This is a genomic window from Streptococcus sp. 714 (assembly GCF_013277115.1).
In the GTDB taxonomy this organism is placed as follows: Bacteria; Bacillota; Bacilli; order Lactobacillales; family Streptococcaceae; genus Streptococcus.
In genome coordinates this window covers 30,952-48,440 of record NZ_VMMH01000014.1, presented here as the reverse complement: position 1 = coordinate 48,440, position 17,489 = coordinate 30,952, and the positions used below count along the sequence as shown (strand labels likewise).

General features: G+C 40.5%; 16 protein-coding genes, 10 tRNA genes and 1 pseudogene. 23 read left to right on the top strand and 4 right to left on the bottom strand.

Annotation, left to right across the window (positions count from 1 at the left end; genetic code table 11):
* The first annotated feature begins 23 nt into the window (after positions 1–23).
* The 18 genes from HT718_RS05990 (at position 24) to pcp (ending at position 9,100) form a co-directional block, all read left to right on the top strand.
* A tRNA-Gly gene (locus HT718_RS05990) sits at positions 24–94 on the top strand.
* A gap of 34 nt (positions 95–128) precedes the next feature.
* Positions 129–202 (top strand) — tRNA-Ile (locus HT718_RS05985).
* Between the two features lie 82 nt (positions 203–284).
* Positions 285–374 (top strand) — tRNA-Ser (locus HT718_RS05980).
* 10 nt (positions 375–384) lie between these two features.
* Positions 385–458, top strand: a tRNA-Met gene (locus tag HT718_RS05975).
* Between the two features lie 3 nt (positions 459–461).
* Positions 462–534: transfer RNA gene (locus HT718_RS05970), tRNA-Phe, on the top strand.
* Positions 535–546: 12 nt separating this feature from the next.
* A tRNA-Tyr gene (locus HT718_RS05965) sits at positions 547–627 on the top strand.
* Between the two features lie 4 nt (positions 628–631).
* Positions 632–702: transfer RNA gene (locus HT718_RS05960), tRNA-Trp, on the top strand.
* A gap of 14 nt (positions 703–716) precedes the next feature.
* Positions 717–789, top strand: a tRNA-His gene (locus HT718_RS05955).
* A 13-nt stretch (positions 790–802) separates the two neighbouring features.
* Positions 803–874: transfer RNA gene (locus HT718_RS05950), tRNA-Gln, on the top strand.
* A 9-nt stretch (positions 875–883) separates the two neighbouring features.
* Positions 884–967 (top strand) — tRNA-Leu (locus HT718_RS05945).
* 106 nt (positions 968–1,073) lie between these two features.
* Positions 1,074–2,351 (top strand): gamma-glutamylcysteine synthetase, encoded by a 1,278-nt coding sequence (locus HT718_RS05940; protein ID WP_173267843.1) that lies wholly within the window; start codon positions 1,074–1,076, stop codon positions 2,349–2,351.
* Positions 2,352–2,426: 75 nt separating this feature from the next.
* Positions 2,427–3,911: a threonine synthase gene (gene thrC, locus HT718_RS05935; protein ID WP_173267842.1), complete on the top strand. Its 1,485-nt coding sequence runs from the start codon at positions 2,427–2,429 to the stop codon at positions 3,909–3,911.
* Between the two features lie 60 nt (positions 3,912–3,971).
* Positions 3,972–5,252, top strand: coding sequence for an MATE family efflux transporter (locus HT718_RS05930; RefSeq protein ID WP_173267841.1), 1,281 nt, complete (start codon positions 3,972–3,974; stop codon positions 5,250–5,252).
* 3 nt (positions 5,253–5,255) lie between these two features.
* Entirely contained in the window at positions 5,256–5,876 is a 621-nt protein-coding gene (locus HT718_RS05925) for an HAD family hydrolase (RefSeq protein WP_173267840.1), read from the top strand.
* A gap of 165 nt (positions 5,877–6,041) precedes the next feature.
* Positions 6,042–7,190, top strand: coding sequence for a LysM domain-containing protein (locus HT718_RS05920; protein WP_173267839.1), 1,149 nt, complete (start codon positions 6,042–6,044; stop codon positions 7,188–7,190).
* A 204-nt stretch (positions 7,191–7,394) separates the two neighbouring features.
* The gene (locus tag HT718_RS05915; protein ID WP_173267838.1) at positions 7,395–7,820 is read left to right on the top strand and encodes a MarR family winged helix-turn-helix transcriptional regulator; all 426 of its coding nucleotides are present in this window, start codon (positions 7,395–7,397) and stop codon (positions 7,818–7,820) included.
* 10 nt (positions 7,821–7,830) lie between these two features.
* Positions 7,831–8,193, top strand: a complete 363-nt coding sequence (locus tag HT718_RS05910) for a DUF1304 domain-containing protein (RefSeq protein WP_173267837.1) — start codon at positions 7,831–7,833, stop codon at positions 8,191–8,193.
* Positions 8,194–8,455: 262 nt separating this feature from the next.
* The gene (gene pcp, locus HT718_RS05905) at positions 8,456–9,100 is read left to right on the top strand and encodes a pyroglutamyl-peptidase I (RefSeq protein ID WP_173267836.1); all 645 of its coding nucleotides are present in this window, start codon (positions 8,456–8,458) and stop codon (positions 9,098–9,100) included.
* Between the two features lie 25 nt (positions 9,101–9,125).
* Here the strand turns inward: pcp and HT718_RS05900 are convergent, their stop codons facing one another.
* The gene (locus HT718_RS05900) at positions 9,126–9,983 is read right to left on the bottom strand and encodes a DUF975 family protein (RefSeq protein ID WP_173267835.1); all 858 of its coding nucleotides are present in this window, start codon (positions 9,981–9,983) and stop codon (positions 9,126–9,128) included.
* 116 nt (positions 9,984–10,099) lie between these two features.
* On the opposite strand from HT718_RS05900, the gene tgt reads away from it, so the two are divergent.
* The 4 genes and pseudogenes from tgt to HT718_RS05880 form a co-directional block, all read left to right on the top strand.
* Entirely contained in the window at positions 10,100–11,242 is a 1,143-nt protein-coding gene (gene tgt / locus HT718_RS05895; protein WP_173267834.1) for a tRNA guanosine(34) transglycosylase Tgt, read from the top strand.
* A gap of 100 nt (positions 11,243–11,342) precedes the next feature.
* Entirely contained in the window at positions 11,343–13,160 is a 1,818-nt protein-coding gene (locus tag HT718_RS05890; protein ID WP_173267833.1) for an acyltransferase family protein, read from the top strand.
* A 151-nt stretch (positions 13,161–13,311) separates the two neighbouring features.
* On the top strand, positions 13,312–14,463 hold the full coding sequence (gene nagA, locus HT718_RS05885) for an N-acetylglucosamine-6-phosphate deacetylase (protein ID WP_020901061.1): 1,152 nt from the start codon (positions 13,312–13,314) through the stop codon (positions 14,461–14,463).
* Positions 14,464–14,569: 106 nt separating this feature from the next.
* Positions 14,570–15,163, top strand: a pseudogene (locus HT718_RS05880) (zinc-binding dehydrogenase); the annotation flags it as partial.
* 37 nt (positions 15,164–15,200) lie between these two features.
* Here HT718_RS05880 and HT718_RS09735 read toward each other — a convergent pair.
* The 3 genes from HT718_RS09735 to HT718_RS05865 all read right to left on the bottom strand — a co-directional run bounded on the left by HT718_RS09735 (position 15,201) and on the right by HT718_RS05865 (position 16,587).
* Positions 15,201–15,518, bottom strand: coding sequence for a hypothetical protein (locus tag HT718_RS09735; protein WP_158475116.1), 318 nt, complete (start codon positions 15,516–15,518; stop codon positions 15,201–15,203).
* 20 nt (positions 15,519–15,538) lie between these two features.
* Positions 15,539–15,853: a hypothetical protein gene (locus tag HT718_RS09730; RefSeq protein WP_002880183.1), complete on the bottom strand. Its 315-nt coding sequence runs from the start codon at positions 15,851–15,853 to the stop codon at positions 15,539–15,541.
* Between the two features lie 173 nt (positions 15,854–16,026).
* A complete protein-coding gene (locus tag HT718_RS05865; protein ID WP_173267832.1) occupies positions 16,027–16,587 on the bottom strand; it encodes a TetR/AcrR family transcriptional regulator in 561 nt (186 codons plus the stop codon).
* A gap of 253 nt (positions 16,588–16,840) precedes the next feature.
* Between HT718_RS05865 and HT718_RS05860 the strand changes: the two genes are divergently transcribed.
* Positions 16,841–17,464 carry a cysteine hydrolase gene (locus HT718_RS05860; protein WP_000483066.1) on the top strand — a complete coding sequence of 208 codons (624 nt, stop codon included), beginning with the start codon at positions 16,841–16,843 and terminating at the stop codon, positions 17,462–17,464.
* Positions 17,465–17,489 lie beyond the last annotated feature (25 nt).

The following is a 17,489-nucleotide window of genomic DNA, read 5'->3' as shown; positions in this document are numbered from 1 at the left end:
CGATCCCGTTAACTCCCATTTTAGCGGGTGTAGTTTAGTGGTAAAACTACAGCCTTCCAAGCTGTTGTCGCGAGTTCGATTCTCGTCACCCGCTTTGAACTTTGTTCTTTGTACCAAGTTTTTAACTTGGGCGCGTAGCTCAGGTGGTTAGAGCGCACGCCTGATAAGCGTGAGGTCGGTGGTTCGAGTCCACTCGTGCCCATAGTGTTTAGTCCATTATTAGAGGATTGAAATATTATCTTTTCACTAAGAGGACACGGGTTTATTCCCGTATAAACTATTTTGGAGGATTACCCAAGTCCGGCTGAAGGGAACGGTCTTGAAAACCGTCAGGCGTGTAAAAGCGTGCGTGGGTTCGAATCCCACATCCTCCTTTTTTATTAACGCGGGATGGAGCAGCTCGGTAGCTCGTCGGGCTCATAACCCGAAGGTCGTAGGTTCAAATCCTGCTCCCGCAATAAGGCTCGGTAGCTCAGTTGGTAGAGCAATGGATTGAAGCTCCATGTGTCGGCGGTTCGATTCCGTCTCGCGCCATTTATATATTTTGGAAGGGTAGCGAAGAGGCTAAACGCGGCGGACTGTAAATCCGCTCCTTCGGGTTCGGGGGTTCGAATCCCTCCCCTTCCATTTTACGGGCATAGTTTAAAGGTAGAACTAAGGTCTCCAAAACCTTCAGTGTGGGTTCAATTCCTACTGCCCGTGTTAATAGAATTATGGCGGGTGTGGTGAAGTGGTTAACACACCAGATTGTGGCTCTGGCATGCGTGGGTTCGATCCCCATCACTCGCCTATTTTATATTATTGGGGTATAGCCAAGCGGTAAGGCAAGGGACTTTGACTCCCTCATGCGTTGGTTCGAATCCAGCTACCCCAGTTACTATTTGCCGGCGTGGCGGAATTGGCAGACGCGCTGGACTCAAAATCCAGTGTCCGCAAGGACGTGCCGGTTCGACCCCGGCCGCCGGTATAGTATAGCGTTAGGAACGTAGTTAATCTTCGTTCCTTTTTTATATTATTTTTGGTATAATAATAGTTATTCAAATTTGATTTAGATTAAGAAAGAGTAGGATAGTATGTCTCGTTCTATCGATTTATTAAAACATCGGTATCTGAAAAATATTAAAGAAAATCCAGAATTGTTTGTCGGGATTGAGCTGGAGTATCCTGTTGCAAATTTAGAAGGGAATACTACAGATATTGAAGTTATCAAACACTTATTCCGATATTTAGTTTCTGCTCTGGATTTCACTGTAGAAAAGGTAGATGATTTTGGCAATCCTATCCAGTTAGTGGATCCGATAAGTCAGGATGCGATTTTGTTTGAAGTTTCCTATACGACGATTGAGTTTGCATTTGGTAAGGCTGAAACGATTCAAGAGGTCGAGAATCGTTTTAATAATTATATGGATGTAATTCAGAGTAAATTAAGTGAATCCAATCATGCTATTGTTGGCTGTGGTATTCATCCCAACTGGGATAAAAATGAGAATTGTCCAGTTTCTTACCCACGCTATCAGATGTTGATGGACTATTTGAATTTGAGTAGAAATGTGACTAAATCAGACTTGCATCATTTCCCTGAATATGGTGCTTTTATCTGTGGGAGTCAGGTTCAGCTGGATATTTCAAAATCCAACTACTTACGGGTGATTAATACTTTTACTCAAATTGAAGCAGCTAAGGCTTATTTATTTGCGAACTCTGAATTTTCGGGTGCAGATTGGGATACGAAAATTTCAAGGGATATTTTCTGGGAAGAATCCATGCATGGTATCTATACAGAGAATGTGGGGGTTAATGCTAGACTCTTTGATGATGAGGAGGATTTTTTTGACTATCTAGCTCATTCTGCAATTTTTACTGCGGAACGTAATGGGCAGACCTATTATTTTTATCCGGTTCAGGCAAGGGATTATTTGGCTATGCCTGAAATCCAGGCATTTACTCTGAATGGGGATGAGGTTCTTATTTACCCTAAGGAGAAGGATTTTGAAACTCATCGTAGTTACCAATACCAAGACTTAACGACTCGAGGAACTGTTGAGTTTCGTAGTGTGTGTACTCAGCCTCTTGATAGGACTTTTGCTTCTGCAGCTTTTCACTTGGGATTGTTGGTTAATTTAGATAAGTTAGAAGCTTACTTAGAAACAGCACCTTTCTTTAAAGCATTTGGGAGAAATTACAAATTTTTAAGGCGACAATTTTCTAAGAAAAAGCTTACAGATCAGGAAGAAACAGCGATTATAGAGTTTTCAAAAGACTTACTCTTGCTAGCTGATGAAGGACTGAAGATGAGAAATAAACAAGAAATGATTTATTTAGAGCCTTTGAAAGAAGAATTGGGACTATAATTTCTCTTACAAAGGGAGAATTTTCTGAAAAATCATGATATAATGGAAGAGACTATAGATAAAGGATAGAGAGTAATGACATTAGTTTATCAATCAACACGTGATGCCAACAATACAGTAACTGCTAGCCAAGCAATTTTGCAAGGTTTGGCAACGGATGGTGGTTTGTTTACACCAGTCACTTATCCAAAGGTAGATTTGGACTTTGACAAATTGAAAGATGCTTCTTATCAGGAAGTTGCAAAGTTAGTTTTGTCAGCATTTTTAGATGATTTTACTACAGAGGAATTAGACTACTGTATCAACAATGCCTACGATAGCAAGTTTGATACTCCAGCTATCGCGCCTTTGGTGAAATTAGACGGGCAATATAACTTGGAACTGTTCCATGGTTCAACGATTGCCTTCAAGGATATGGCCTTGTCTATCTTGCCATACTTTATGACGACTGCTGCTAAGAAACATGGCTTGGAGAACAAGATTGTCATTTTGACAGCCACATCTGGTGATACTGGGAAAGCTGCTATGGCAGGCTTCGCAGATGTTCCAGGTACTGAAATTATCGTCTTTTATCCAAAAGATGGTGTCAGCAAGGTACAAGAGTTGCAAATGACCACTCAGACTGGCGACAATACTCATGTTATCGCCATTGACGGTAACTTTGACGATGCGCAAACCAACGTGAAGCATATGTTTAACGATGTGGCCCTTCGTGAAAAATTATCGGCCAACAAGTTGCAATTTTCATCAGCTAACTCTATGAACATTGGTCGTTTGGTACCACAAATTGTTTATTATGTTTATGCCTACGCTCAGTTGGTCAAAACTGGTGAGATTGTGGCTGGTGATAATGTCAACTTCACAGTACCAACAGGAAACTTTGGAAATATCTTGGCTGCCTTTTATGCTAAGCAAATTGGTTTGCCAGTTGGCAAATTAATCTGTGCTTCAAATGACAACAATGTTTTGACAGACTTCTTCAAGACACGTGTTTACGACAAGAAACGTGAGTTTAAAGTCACAACTAGTCCATCTATGGATATCTTGGTATCTTCAAACTTGGAGCGTTTGATTTTCCATCTTTTGGGGAATGATGCGGTTAAGACGGCTGAACTCATGAATGCCTTGAATACACAAGGACAATATGAACTGACTGATTTTGATGTAGAGATTCTGGAGCTCTTTGCAGCTGAATATGCGACTGAGGAAGAAACAGCGGCAGAAATCAAGCGTGTTTATGAGTCAGATTCTTATATTGAGGATCCACATACGGCGGTTGCCTCAGCAGTTTATAGAAAATACCAAACGGTTACTGATGATGCGACTAAGACAGTGATTGCTTCAACAGCTAGTCCATACAAGTTCCCAGTAGTTGCAGTAGAGGCTGTAACAGGAAAAGCAGGCTTAACTGACTTTGAAGCCTTGGCTCAATTAAATGACATTTCAGGAGTGGCAGTGCCACCAGCGGTTGATGGCCTTGAAACAGCTCCAGTTCGTCATAAAACAACAGTAGCAGCTACTGATATGCAAGCAGCGGTTGAAGCTTATCTAGGACTTTAAGACAGAGGGAGTAAACTCGGTTGGGAAACCAACTGAGTTTCTTTTCATCAGGAGGAGAGATTGTTTAAGAAAAATAAAGACATTCTTAATATTGCATTGCCAGCTATGGGTGAAAACTTTTTGCAAATGCTCATGGGAATGGTGGACAGTTATTTGGTTGCTCATTTAGGATTGATAGCTATTTCAGGTGTTTCAGTAGCTGGTAATATTATCACGATTTATCAGGCGATTTTCATTGCTCTAGGGGCAGCTATTTCTAGTGTTATTTCAAAAAGTTTGGGGCAGAAGGATCAGTCTAAGCTAGCCTATCATGTGACTGAGGCGTTGAAAATTACTTTACTATTAAGTTTCCTTTTAGGAGCTTTGTCCATCTTCGCTGGGCAAGAGATGATTGGACTCTTGGGAACGGAGAGAGATGTAGCTGAGAGTGGTGGACTGTATCTATCCTTGGTAGGCGGATCGATTGTTCTTTTGGGCTTGATGACGAGTTTGGGAGCCTTGATTCGTGCAACGCATAATCCACGTCTGACTCTTTATGTTAGTCTCTTGTCAAATGCCTTAAATATTCTCTTTTCCAGCCTAGCTATTTTTATCCTTGATATGGGGATAGCGGGTGTTGCTTGGGGGACTATTCTGTCTCGTGTGGTTGGTCTTGTGATTTTGTGGTCACAATTAAAACTGCCTTATGCGAAGCCAACTTTTGGACTGGATAAAGATTTACTGACTTTGGCAATACCAGCAGCTGGAGAGCGACTTATGATGCGGGCTGGAGATGTAGTGATCATTGCCTTGGTCGTTTCTTTTGGGACGGAGGCAGTGGCTGGAAATGCGGTCGGAGAAGTCTTGACCCAGTTTAACTACATGCCTGCCTTTGGCGTTGCTACTGCAACGGTTATGTTGGTAGCCCGAGCAGTTGGGGAGGATGATTGGAAAAGAGTAGCTGGTTTGAGTAAGCAAACCTTTTGGCTTTCTCTGCTTCTCATGTTGCCTTTGACCTTTAGTATCTATGCTTTAGGAATACCACTGACTCATCTCTATACGACTGATCCTCTAGCGGTTGAGGCTAGTGTTTTAGTGACACTTTTTTCACTACTTGGTACTCCCATGGCGACAGGGACAGTTATTTATACGGCAGTTTGGCAGGGTTTGGGGAATGCTCGGTTTCCCTTTTATGCGACAAGTATAGGAATGTGGTGTATTCGCATTGGGACAGCCTATCTGATGGGAATTGTTCTTGGTTGGGGCTTGCCTGGTATTTGGGCAGGAACTCTTTTGGATAATGGTTTTCGCTGGTTATTTCTACGCTACCGCTACCAGCGTTATATGAGCTTGAAAGGATAGGAAATGCAAAAAACAGCTTTTATATGGGATTTAGATGGGACTTTATTGGACTCTTACGAAGCGATTTTATCAGGGATTGAGGAGACTTTTGCTCAGTTTTCTATTCCTTATGATAAGGAGAAAGTTAGAGAGTTTATCCTTAAATTTTCTGTGCAGGATTTGCTTGTGCAGGTGGCAGAAGAGAGAAAACTGGATGTGGAAGTGCTAAATCAGGTGCGTGCCCAGAGTCTTGCTGAGAAGAATGCCCAGGTAGTTTTGATGCCAGGTGCGCGTGAGGTGTTGGCTTGGGCAGACCAAGTAGGGATTCGGAACTTTGTTTACACTCATAAGGGAGACAATGCTTTTACCATTCTAAGAGACTTGGGATTGGAATCCTATTTCACAGAGATTTTAACCAGTCAGAGTGGTTTTGCGCGGAAACCAAGTTCAGAAGCGGCTAACTATCTGTTAGACAAGTATCAGTTGGATTCTGACAAGACTTATTATATAGGGGACCGGACTCTGGATGTGGAATTCGCCCAGAATAGTGGGATTCAAAGTATCAACTTTTTAGAATCGTCTTATGAAGGGAATCACAGGATTCAGTCGCTAACAGATATTCCTCATATTTTTGAGAGCAAGTAACGAGAAGATTGTGTCAGATTTGTGACAGAGACCTAACAAACTATTTCAAGTAACCGAGTTTGTTACAAGGAATAGACAGTTCTGTTAAATAGGCCCGAGAGGGCTTTTTTTCTGCATTTTTTGTGTTATGATAGACAGGTACTCATTTGAAAGGAATTTGAAAGAATGAAGAAAAGAATAATATTAGCGTCAACAGTAGCCTTGTCATTTGCCCCAGTATTGGCAACTCAAGCAGAAGAAGTTCTTTGGACTGCACGTAGTGTTGAGCAAATCCAAAACGATTTGACTAAAACGGACAACAAAACAAGTTATACAGTACAGTATGGCGATACTTTAAGTACCATTGCAGAAGCCTTGGGTGTAGATGTCACAGTTCTTGCGAATTTGAATAAAATCACTAATATGGACTTGATTTTCCCAGAAACTGTTTTGACAACAACTGTCAATGAAGCAGAAGAAGTAACAGAAGTTGAAATTCAAACTCCTCAAGCAGATTCTAGTGAAGAAGTGACAACTGCGACAGCAGATTTGACAACTAATCAAGTAACCGTTGATGATCAAACTGTTCAGGTTGCAGACCTTTCTCAACCGATTGCAGAAGTTCCAAAAGCGGTAGAAGCTCCAAGCACAAAAGAAGTAGCATCAAATTCAGAAGTTACAGAGACAGTGACTGCTACAGAAGAAGTGGCACCATCTACAGACTCTACTACGCCAGAGGGACAAACAGCTGAAACAACTAGTCCAGTTGAAGAAGTAGCTCCTCAGGCTGCTTCAACAGTGGAACCAACTACAACTCCAGTAGAAGAAAAAGCAACCGAAACAACTGCAACAAGTTCAGAAGAAGCATCAATAAGTGAAGCTACACCAGTAGTTTCTACTTATCAACCAGAAGAGACCAAAACGACTTCAACAACTTACGCGGCTCCAGCTGCGCCTGATTATGCTGGACTTGCAGTAGCAAAATCTGAAAATGCAGGTCTTCAACCACAGACGGCTGCCTTTAAAGAAGAAATTGCCAACTTGTTTGGCATCACATCCTTTAGTGGTTACCGTCCAGGAGACAGTGGAGATCACGGAAAAGGTTTGGCTATCGACTTTATGGTACCAGAAGGCTCAGAACTAGGGGATAAGATTGCGGAATATGCTATTCAAAATATGGCCAGCCGTGGCATTAGTTACATCATCTGGAAACAACGTTTCTATGCTCCATTCGATAGCAAATATGGACCAGCTAATACTTGGAATCCAATGCCAGACCGTGGTAGCGTGACAGAAAATCACTATGACCACGTTCACGTTTCAATGAATGGATAAACCAGACTTAGTAATATCATTTTGACGAATGAGATCTAGCTTTCGTGATAGGAAGCGAGTCTCGTTCGTTTTTCTTTGTTAATTTGAGTGGGGAATGGAAAGTTAGCATTTTGTAATTATTGAAGCATAACTCTTGCAATCTATTTTACTTTGTATTATAATTGATTAGTCAATTATTGATAAGTCAATAGAAAGAGAGAAGAAATGATAGAGATTCAAGATTTACTGTATCAACTCCGCTTGTCTGAGCAAGCGAGCACGCAATTATTTGAAAAAAGGCTTGGGATTAGTTTGACACGGTATCAGATGTTACTGTTTTTGCTGGAGAATTCTCCTTGTAATCAAATGGCGGTTCAGGAGCGTTTGAAGATTGATCAGGCTGCTTTGACACGGCATTTCAAGATTTTGGAAAAGGAAGGTTTGGTGGAGCGTCATCGCAATCCTGAAAATCAGCGGGAAGTATTGGTAGAGGCTACGAAGTATGCTAAGGAGCAGTTAGTGGTGAATCCACCGCTTCAGCATATCAAGGTTAAGCAAGAGATGGAAAGTATCTTAACAGAGTCTGAAAGAACAGAACTCAGTCGTTTATTAAATAAATTGGTTTTGGGTATTGAAAATATAGAAATTTAAGGAGAAATAGATGTCAATTATTACAATCATTCTAGCAACGATTGTTGCTTTGGAGCATTTTTACATTTTTTATTTGGAAAGTATTGCAACGCAATCAGATGCAACCAGTCGTGTCTTTAACATGGAAAAGGAAGAACTGGCTCGTCCGTCAGTAAGTTCATTGTTTAAAAATCAAGGGATTTATAATGCTTTGCTAGGAGTCCTTCTCTTGTATGGAATTTATTTCTCACAGAATTTAGAAATTGTGACTATTTTTGTCTTGTTTGTGATTGGTGCTGCGGCTTATGGCTCTCTTACAGCAGATAAGAAAATTATTTTGAAGCAAGGTGGTCCGGCTATTTTGGCCTTGATTAGTATTTTACTCTTTAAATAAACTCATACTCTTCGAAAATATCTTCAAACCATGTCAGCGTCGCCTTGCCGTAGGTATGGTTACTGACTTCGTCAGTCTTATCTACAACCTCAAAGCAGTGCTTTGAGCAACCTGCGACTAGCTTCCTAGTTTGCTCTTTGATTTTCATTGAGTATCAGAGACCAATCCTAGCCTCGCTAGTCCTTTTCACTCCAGAATAAGGGAAATATGTTATACTTGTTTTTAAGAAAAGAGTTTCATGGAATTGGTTGTGAGGTTAGAAATGAAAGTATTAGTGACAGGTTTTGAGCCCTTTGGAGGGGAAAAGGTCAATCCAGCCTTGGAGGCTATTAAAGGTTTACCAGCTGAAATCCATGGTGCTGAGGTCCGTTGGCTAGAAGTGCCAACAGTCTTTCACAAATCGGCCCATGTATTGGAAGAAGAGATGAACTGTTATCAACCTGACTTTGTCCTTTGTATTGGTCAAGCAGGTGGACGAACTAGCTTGACACCGGAACGAGTGGCCATTAATCAAGACGATGCACGGATTTCTGATAATGAAGGCAATCAACCGATTGATCTTCCTATTCGTCCAGATGGTGCTCCGGCCTACTTTAGTAATCTACCGATTAAAGCAATGGTTCAAGCTATAAAAAAAGAGGGATTGCCGGCCTCTGTTTCCAATACGGCAGGAACTTTTGTCTGCAATCATTTGATGTATCAGGCCCTCTATTTGGTAGAAAAGAAATTTCCACATGTTAAGGCAGGTTTTATGCATATTCCTTATATGATGGAACAGGTGGTGAATAGACCGACTACCCCAGCTATGAGTTTAGTTGACATTAGGCGAGGGATAGAAGCGGCAATCGGCGCCATGATAGAACATGGAGATCAGGACCTCAAGTTAGTAGGCGGAGAAACTCATTGATAGAAAAAAGCTTGAGGAAAAACCTTCAAGCTTTTGGACGTTTTCGAGCTAGTACTGCTCGGTAAAAAATTATTTTATTGATTTGAATGTAGGGTAGGAGTGAAAAACTAGCAATTCCAAAGGTAATCCAATTGAGGAAGTACCAAGGAAGGAGTTGTAAGTCTAGGATAAAGCGCTGAAACTTGTAACCTTTCATCAGGAAACGGCTAGTTTTAAGGATTTGTCCTGGTTTGGCTTGTCCCAAGTCGAGAGTGTCACAGAGGAGAAATTCTACCTGTGAATAGGCATAGTATTGTGGAATATAGAGACTATTTCCTATAATCATTAAGAAGATACTTGCTAGAACGTAAAGACCAAAGGTCATGAGGAAGCGTTCAGTTTCAACTGACGTGAGATCCAGATTGGGAAATTCAGGATGGATTGCAACGAATTTCTTTGCTAGAAAACTACTGTAAAAGAGGAAGTAAATCCCAAGCAAGCTAGGAATGCTCCATAAGAAGAGATAGAAACGTTTGAGAAGGAGAGTCAAAAAGGTTTGTGAAAAGTGCTCTTCGTTAAAGAGTGCGAGACTATTTTTGATGGATAGTTCTGTATCAGGATTCTTGATGAGTCTCAGGGTTGTATAAACGGAACTGGTCAGGAGAATCGTCCCGACAAAGGATACTAATAGTGGGAAAAGGTAGGCTTGGGATACATGGCCAAACACGCTTAAAAAGGATTGCTCTAAAATAGACTCGTTGATGCGCTCTAAGGGATTAAGGAAGCCAGACAAGATGATCAGCATGCTAGGTAAGAGATAGACGAGAAAGAGGCGGGGATTTTCAGCCTGAAATTGTCTGGCTTGCAGACGAATGGTTTTTAAATCAATTTTTGGGTATTTCATTCTCTCATTATACCATAGTTCGTGACAGTTCCAGCTTTTTTTGATAAAATCATACAGTATGCCCTTGGGCATAAAGTATGAACTGGGACTGTTTTTCCCAGCTTCGGAGGTAAAAAATGTCAGATTCACCAATCAAATATCGTTTGATTAAGAAAGAAAAACACACGGGAGCTCGTCTGGGAGAAATTATCACTCCCCACGGTACCTTCCCAACACCTATGTTTATGCCAGTTGGAACCCAAGCCACTGTCAAAACTCAGTCTCCAGAAGAGTTAAAGGAGATGGGCTCAGGAATTATCCTATCCAATACCTATCATCTCTGGCTTCGCCCTGGAGACGAACTCATTGCACGGGCAGGCGGTCTCCACAAGTTCATGAACTGGGACCAGCCAATCTTGACGGATAGTGGTGGTTTTCAGGTTTATTCTTTAGCAGATAGCCGTAATATCACAGAAGAAGGAGTAACCTTTAAAAACCATCTCAATGGTTCTAAGATGTTCTTATCGCCAGAAAAAGCAATTTCTATTCAGAACAATCTGGGCTCAGACATCATGATGTCCTTTGACGAATGTCCACAGTTTTATCAACCTTATGACTATGTTAAGAAATCAATCGAGCGTACTAGCCGTTGGGCTGAGCGTGGTTTGAAGGCTCACCGTCGTCCACATGACCAAGGTTTGTTTGGAATTGTGCAGGGGGCAGGATTTGAAGATCTTCGTCGCCAATCAGCTCACGACCTTGTCAGTATGGATTTCCCAGGCTACTCTATCGGTGGCTTGGCAGTGGGAGAAACCCATGAAGAGATGAATGCGGTTTTGGACTTTACAACCCAACTGCTTCCTGAAAATAAACCTCGCTATTTGATGGGTGTGGGAGCACCAGATAGCTTGATCGATGGGGTGATTCGTGGTGTAGATATGTTTGACTGTGTCTTGCCGACTCGTATCGCTCGTAATGGGACTTGTATGACTAGTCAGGGACGTTTGGTTGTCAAAAATGCCCAGTTTGCTGAGGACTTTACGCCACTGGATCCTGAGTGTGATTGCTACACATGTAAGAACTATACACGCGCTTACCTTCGTCACCTGCTCAAGGCTGATGAAACATTTGGTATCCGCTTGACTAGCTACCATAACCTTTACTTCTTGCTTAACCTGATGAAGCAAGTGCGACAAGCCATTATGGATGACAATCTCTTGGAATTCCGTGAGTATTTTGTTGACAAATATGGCTATAATAAGTCAGGCCGTAATTTCTAAAATGGAATGGATATAAGCTAAAAATCCTAAGTTTTCTCTTAGGATTTTTCTTCTTTTTTTGATAGAATAAGGTGTATAATGAAAGGGAGAATAAACTCGTATGCGCATTAAATGGTTTTCCTTGATTAGGATTACAGGTTTACTTTTGGTACTCTTGTATCATTTCTTTCAGACCATCTTTCCTGGAGGATTTTTCGGGGTAGATGTCTTTTTCACGTTTTCAGGCTTCCTGATTACGGCTCTACTCATCGAAGAATTTTCTAAAAATCATGAGATTGACTTGATTGGATTTTTTAGGAGACGTTTTTATCGGATTGTGCCACCTGTGGTTTTGATGGTCTTGGTGACCATGCCTTTTACTTTCCTAGTTCGCCAAGATTATGTGGCTGGAATTGGCGGTCAAATTGCTGGTGTCTTAGGTTTTATGACCAACTTCTATGAACTCCTAACAGGTGGGAGTTATGAATCTCAGTTCATTCCACATTTGTTTGTTCATAATTGGAGTTTGGCTGTTGAGGTGCACTACTATATTCTTTGGGGATTGGCAGTTTGGTTCTTATCTAAGCAGTCGAAATCAAATGGTCAGTTGAGAGGGATGGTCTTTCTCTTATCTGCTGCTGCCTTCTTGATTAGTTTCTTCTCCATGTTTATTGGTAGTTTTCTAGTAACCTCTTATTCATCTGTTTATTTCTCCAGTTTAACTCATGTCTATCCATTCTTTTTGGGAAGTATCTTAGCAACGATTGTAGGTGTTCGTCAGACGACTTCTCTCGTCAAGCAGTTGGATAAAATCTGGGATTTACGAAAGACCCTGTTGATTTTTGCAGGAGGTTTTGGCTTCTTACTCATTTTGACCTTCTTTGTCAAATTCACTTATCTTTTTGCCTATCTTATAGGCTTCTTGCTTGCCAGTCTTGCAGCTCTTGCTATGATATTGGCAGCGCGTGTCTTACATGAAAAGACTCCTAATATGCAGGAACCAAAGATTATCAGCTTTTTAGCGGATACTAGCTATGCAGTTTATCTCTTCCATTGGCCTTTCTATATCATTTTCTCACAGTTGACATCAAATCTTTTTGCTGTGTTACTGACTTTGATTTGTTCTTATAGCTTTGCCAGCCTATCATTTTATGTGTTGGAACCTTGGATTGCAGGAAAGAACACACCTGTTTTACAAACTCTTCGTCCCCTGCCTTATATTCACGCAATTCTTGCAACAAGTACAGGAATCTTGACCATCATTGTCTGCACGGTGACCTTGTTGGCTCCACAAGTTGGAGCTTTTGAGACAGATTTAACTGTCAATGGCTTGAAGCAAGCTGCAACCAATCTTGGCCAGACCAAGGTGATGGCAGAACGAGCAGAAGCTGATAGTTTAGGAATTGCTGATGGCACTATGTTAATTGGAGACTCAGTGGCTCTAAGGGCCAATACAGCTCTGCAGACAGCCCTTCCTGGAGCACAGATTAATGCGCAAGTTAGTAGAACAACCAAGACTGCAAATGAAATCATGCTAAACAATAGCCAGAATAAATTTTTACCTAAGATGGTGGTCATTGCAACTGGGGTAAATAATCCTGAAAATTACAAGGACGATTGGGACAGTATCGTGAAAAATCTTCCTAAGGGCCATCATATGATTTTAGTGACTCCTTATGAGGGAGATAAGACAAAAGAGACCTATGCCATCGTTGAGAAGGCGGCTGCCTATATGAGAGAATTAGCAGAGAAGACACCTTATGTCACGATTGCTGATTGGAATCAAGTTGCTAAGGAACATCCAGAAATCTGGGCAGGAACAGACCAAGTCCATTTTGGAAGTGAGAGTAGCACTATCGAAGCAGGAGCAAAATTGTATGCAGATACCATTGCTACAGCTTTGCAGACAGCTCAAGATAAACCAGTTAAATCAAAATAACTTGTATTAAAAAGAGAAGAGTTGGAAAAATCCAGCTCTTTTAAAATATCTCCAGAAAATAGGTCTATACCATTTACAAATAAAAAAGAAAGGTTTATAATGTAATTGACATAATAAATTTTGGAATCAATCTTTTAAGGAGGTTAACATTATGCCTAATTATATTAAAGCGGATCAGTTTTTCTACCCACATGGAGTTCGCCGTGGTGGTTACTTGGAACTTGTGGACGGCAAGTTTGGGAAACATGTAGAGCAGATTCCTGAAGGAGCTGAGGTTATTGACTATACAGGTTATAGCATTGCTCCAGGACTTGTGGATACCCACATTCATGGATTTGGAGGTGTGGATGTCATGGATAATAACATCGAAGGTACCCTTCATACCATGAGTGAAGGACTCCTCAGTATGGGAGTGACCAGCTTCTTACCAACAACCTTGACTTCCTCTTATGAACAATTACTTGCAGTAACAGAAAATATTGGTGCTCGTTACCAAGAAGCAAGTGGAGCGAAAATTCGTGGAATTTATTTTGAAGGGCCTTATTTCACAGAGAAATACAAGGGAGCTCAAAACCCTGCCTATATGAAAGATCCTCGTATGGATGAGTTTCGTGCTTGGCAAAAGGCTGCCAATGGCTTGCTTAATAAAATTGCCCTTGCGCCAGAACGTGAAGGTGTAGAAGACTTTGTTCGTACAGTTACGGGCGAAGGTGTGACGGTTGCCCTTGGTCACTCAGATGCAACATTTGATGAAGCTAAAAAGGCAGTTGATGCTGGGGCGAGCGTTTGGGTACATGCCTACAATGGAATGCGTGGTTTGACTCACCGTGAACTAGGGATGGTTGGAGCTATGTATCAATTGCCACATACCTATGCAGAGTTGATCTGTGACGGTCATCACGTAGATCCAAAGGCCTGCGAAATTCTTATCAAACAAAAGGGAACTGAAAATATTGCCCTTATCACAGACTGTATGACAGCTGGTGGCTTGGAAGATGGTGACTACATGTTGGGAGAATTCCCAGTAGTGGTTGCCAATGGAACTGCTCGCCTTAAATCTACAGGCAATTTGGCAGGTTCTATCCTCAAACTCAAGGACGGTTTGAAGAATGTGGTCGAATGGGGTATTGCAAATCCACATGAAGCAGTCATGATGGCCAGCCTCAACCCAGCAAAATCTGTTCACATTGATGATGTCTGTGGCCAAATCCGTGAAGGCTACGACGCAGACTTTATCGTACTAGATAAAGATTTGGAATTGGTAGCAACCTACCTAGACGGTGTGAAACGTTATCAAGCATAAGAGAGAAAGCAGAAGTTAGAGACTAGCTTCTGCTTTTTTATCTATATTGCTTTACCAGTAAATAAAAAAGTTAAAAAAATAACAAAAACTTGAACAAACACATGAAAAGCTTACAATTTTACTATAAAGGAAAAGTAGAACCTGCTTGCAGCGTAGCCATTATTGGTTCAGGTCCAGTTGGATTGGCTGCTCTTTTAACAGCTCAATTCTATTCACCAGCTAAATTGATTATGGTGGACTTAGACGATAACCGCTTGGAAACTGCTGTATCATTGGTGCGACTTATAAGGTTAATTCTTCATACCCTGAAAAAGACATTAAAGAAGTTTATGATTTGACAGATGACCGTGGTGTAGATGTTGCTATAGAAGCTGTTGGTATTCCTTCAACATTTGATTTCTGTCAAAAGATTATCGGTGTAGACGGAACAGTTGCCAACTGTGGTGTACATGGTAAACCAGTCGAATTCGATTTGGACAAACTTTGGATTCGCAACATCAATGTAACAACTGGTTTGGTATCTACAAATACCACTCCACAATTGTTGAAAGCACTAGAAAGTCATAAGATTGAACCAGAAAAATTGGTAACTCATTATTTCAAACTAAGTGAAATTGAAAAAGCCTATGAAGTTTTCAGTAAGGCAGCAGACCACCATGTCATTAAGGTCATTATCGAAAACGATATCTCAGAAGCCTAAGAAATAAAAAGTTTTTATTATATAATCAAACAGAAATTCAGTCATCCATCAGATGGCTGGATTTTTTATCAAATACTTTATCATCAAATTGTTCAGCTAGTATAGTTGCTGAGTGATAAAGTTCCTTTGCTTTATTTTTATCATTTTCAAAATAAAGATAGCACTTAGCTTCAAATACTGAAATTCCAGGTTTATAGACTTGCAACATTGTTACTGATAAAATTTCATTCATCTTTTTTACTAGAGATATCATATGCTTATAGTCATTATGAACAACATAAACACCCGCTATGGCACAAAGAACTGATAGTAGCTCTACATTATACATTTCATCACTAACTAATTGCTGTTTCAACAACTTAATCCGAAAATTATCTAATGCTCTCTTCTATAAATCAAGTCTTGACATTGCATAGCAAAATAATCAATTAATAGTAAATCATTGAATGTGTAAACTTGCTTTAGTGTTACTTGCTTAAAATAATCATCAAAAATATCTTCAGCGAAACTACCTGTCCCTGTTCTTATCAAGTCTAATATTCTTTCAATCAAGTCTAGACTCAGCAACTCTTCCTCAGGAAGAGCTAGTTCTTTATTTTCAAGAAAAGTATCTATCGGAACTTCTAATCGCTTAGATAAATATTGTAACTTAGTAATTGTTGGCAAGGATTGCCCAAGCTCAGTACGCATCAGCTGTTTGATTATTAATTCAGCTTCTGTCCACAGACCTCTTCTCTCGTCAATTTGTGACGTTCACGTTCCTGTCTTACTCTATGACCAATTTCAGTTTTAATATCTGTTGTCATTCTTACCTCTTAACCACAATCCATAAATTAACATACTTTTAATTCTTCGGCTAAAAATTAACAATAATTCTTTTTCAAATCCGTCATATTATTTTCCAAAACTTGGATGTCTTGGCTGACTTTGAGAATGACAATGCTTCCTTGAATACTGGAGATGACTTGACGGGCCTGCAACTGCGCCCGCTCTTCTGACCAGTCAGCATGCAGGTCTTGCAAGAGGCTGGCTAACTTCTCTGTCCACTGGGTCATAAAATCATTGAGAGGACAGCGGAAGTTCTCATCTTCTGTGGACAATTCAACAATCAGATTACCAATTGGGCAACCATAAAAGACCGTCTGACTTTCATGAAATTGATAAACCCAGTCAATCATATCCGAAAACTTGTCACTGTCAGACTTGTCTGCTTCAAAAATATCTTCAAAAAGCTCTTTTCGCCAATTTGCTAAAATATCTTGAATGACCGTCAAACCAATTTCCTTCTTAGATGTGAAATAATAATAAAGCTGCCCCTTGCCAACATCAGCTGCCTCCATGATGTCACTGATGGAGGTGGCCACATAACCCTTCTGATAAATCAATTCCTCAGCACTTTGTAAAATACGCTCTTTAACGCTCATCTGCTCACCTCTCTTTTTTCCTATTATAGCAGATTCAGAGTCTGAGACCAAACAATTGAAACCACCACCTTTTGCCACTGTTTTATCATTAAAATTTTTGTTCTGAGCAAATTGATTTACAAATTCAATTTTAGATGTTATTATAATTGTACCGAACGGTCAGTATATAACTAAAACTACCATTTGGAAAATCATCAAACTAACAGTCTAAATTCCTATTGGCTGTTAATCAAATCATATTAGGAGGAACCTCATGTTCAATCAGAAAAATGTCGCATTTGTTATCACAGACCCACAAGTTGAATTCCTAAAACATACTGGTAAAGGATTCGGAGCAACTAAAGACGTTCTTGAAAAAGTTAATACTATTGAAAATCTGACAAAGCTTTTCGCTCTTGCTAAAGAGCGTGGCTACAAGCGTTTTATCTCACCGCACTACTTCTATCCACACGATCACAAGTGGCAATTTAAAGCTGCTGGTGAAACGATGATGATTGAAAACGAAATGTTTTGGCGTGATAGTCAATATTCAGCAATTCCAGAAGGCTCTGGAGCAGATATGATTGAAGAGATTAAACCATTTTTGGATGAAGATACTATTGTTGTCAACGGACATAAAATCTTTGGCCCAGAAAGCAACGACCTTAACCTTCAACTCCGCAAAAATGGTATCGACACCGTCATCTTGGCTGGTATGAATGCTAATCTCTGCGTGGATTCACACATGCGTGAACTCATAGAATTAGGCTACAATGTCATTGTTGTTAACGATGCTGTCGGTGCTCCAGGTGAAGAAGCCTACCAAGCTGCACTGACAAACTACGGCTACATTGCCAACCAAGTTTTGACAACTGAGGAAGTTATCGCTCAACTTTAGATAAATAAGAAATGAGCATATTTCT

Coding starts and splice junctions, on each gene's coding strand:
- HT718_RS05890 (WP_173267833.1), top strand. CDS start 11,343: ATGCGCATTAAATGGTTTTCCTTGATTAGGATTACAGGTTTACTTTTG.
- thrC (WP_173267842.1), top strand. CDS start 2,427: ATGACATTAGTTTATCAATCAACACGTGATGCCAACAATACAGTAACT.
- HT718_RS05915 (WP_173267838.1), top strand. CDS start 7,395: ATGATAGAGATTCAAGATTTACTGTATCAACTCCGCTTGTCTGAGCAA.
- pcp (WP_173267836.1), top strand. CDS start 8,456: ATGAAAGTATTAGTGACAGGTTTTGAGCCCTTTGGAGGGGAAAAGGTC.
- HT718_RS05940 (WP_173267843.1), top strand. CDS start 1,074: ATGTCTCGTTCTATCGATTTATTAAAACATCGGTATCTGAAAAATATT.
- HT718_RS05900 (WP_173267835.1), bottom strand. CDS start 9,983: ATGAAATACCCAAAAATTGATTTAAAAACCATTCGTCTGCAAGCCAGA.
- HT718_RS09730 (WP_002880183.1), bottom strand. CDS start 15,853: ATGCGTACTGAGCTTGGGCAATCCTTGCCAACAATTACTAAGTTACAA.
- HT718_RS05860 (WP_000483066.1), top strand. CDS start 16,841: ATGTTCAATCAGAAAAATGTCGCATTTGTTATCACAGACCCACAAGTT.
- tgt (WP_173267834.1), top strand. CDS start 10,100: ATGTCAGATTCACCAATCAAATATCGTTTGATTAAGAAAGAAAAACAC.
- HT718_RS05865 (WP_173267832.1), bottom strand. CDS start 16,587: ATGAGCGTTAAAGAGCGTATTTTACAAAGTGCTGAGGAATTGATTTAT.
- HT718_RS05925 (WP_173267840.1), top strand. CDS start 5,256: ATGCAAAAAACAGCTTTTATATGGGATTTAGATGGGACTTTATTGGAC.
- HT718_RS05920 (WP_173267839.1), top strand. CDS start 6,042: ATGAAGAAAAGAATAATATTAGCGTCAACAGTAGCCTTGTCATTTGCC.
- nagA (WP_020901061.1), top strand. CDS start 13,312: ATGCCTAATTATATTAAAGCGGATCAGTTTTTCTACCCACATGGAGTT.
- HT718_RS05910 (WP_173267837.1), top strand. CDS start 7,831: ATGTCAATTATTACAATCATTCTAGCAACGATTGTTGCTTTGGAGCAT.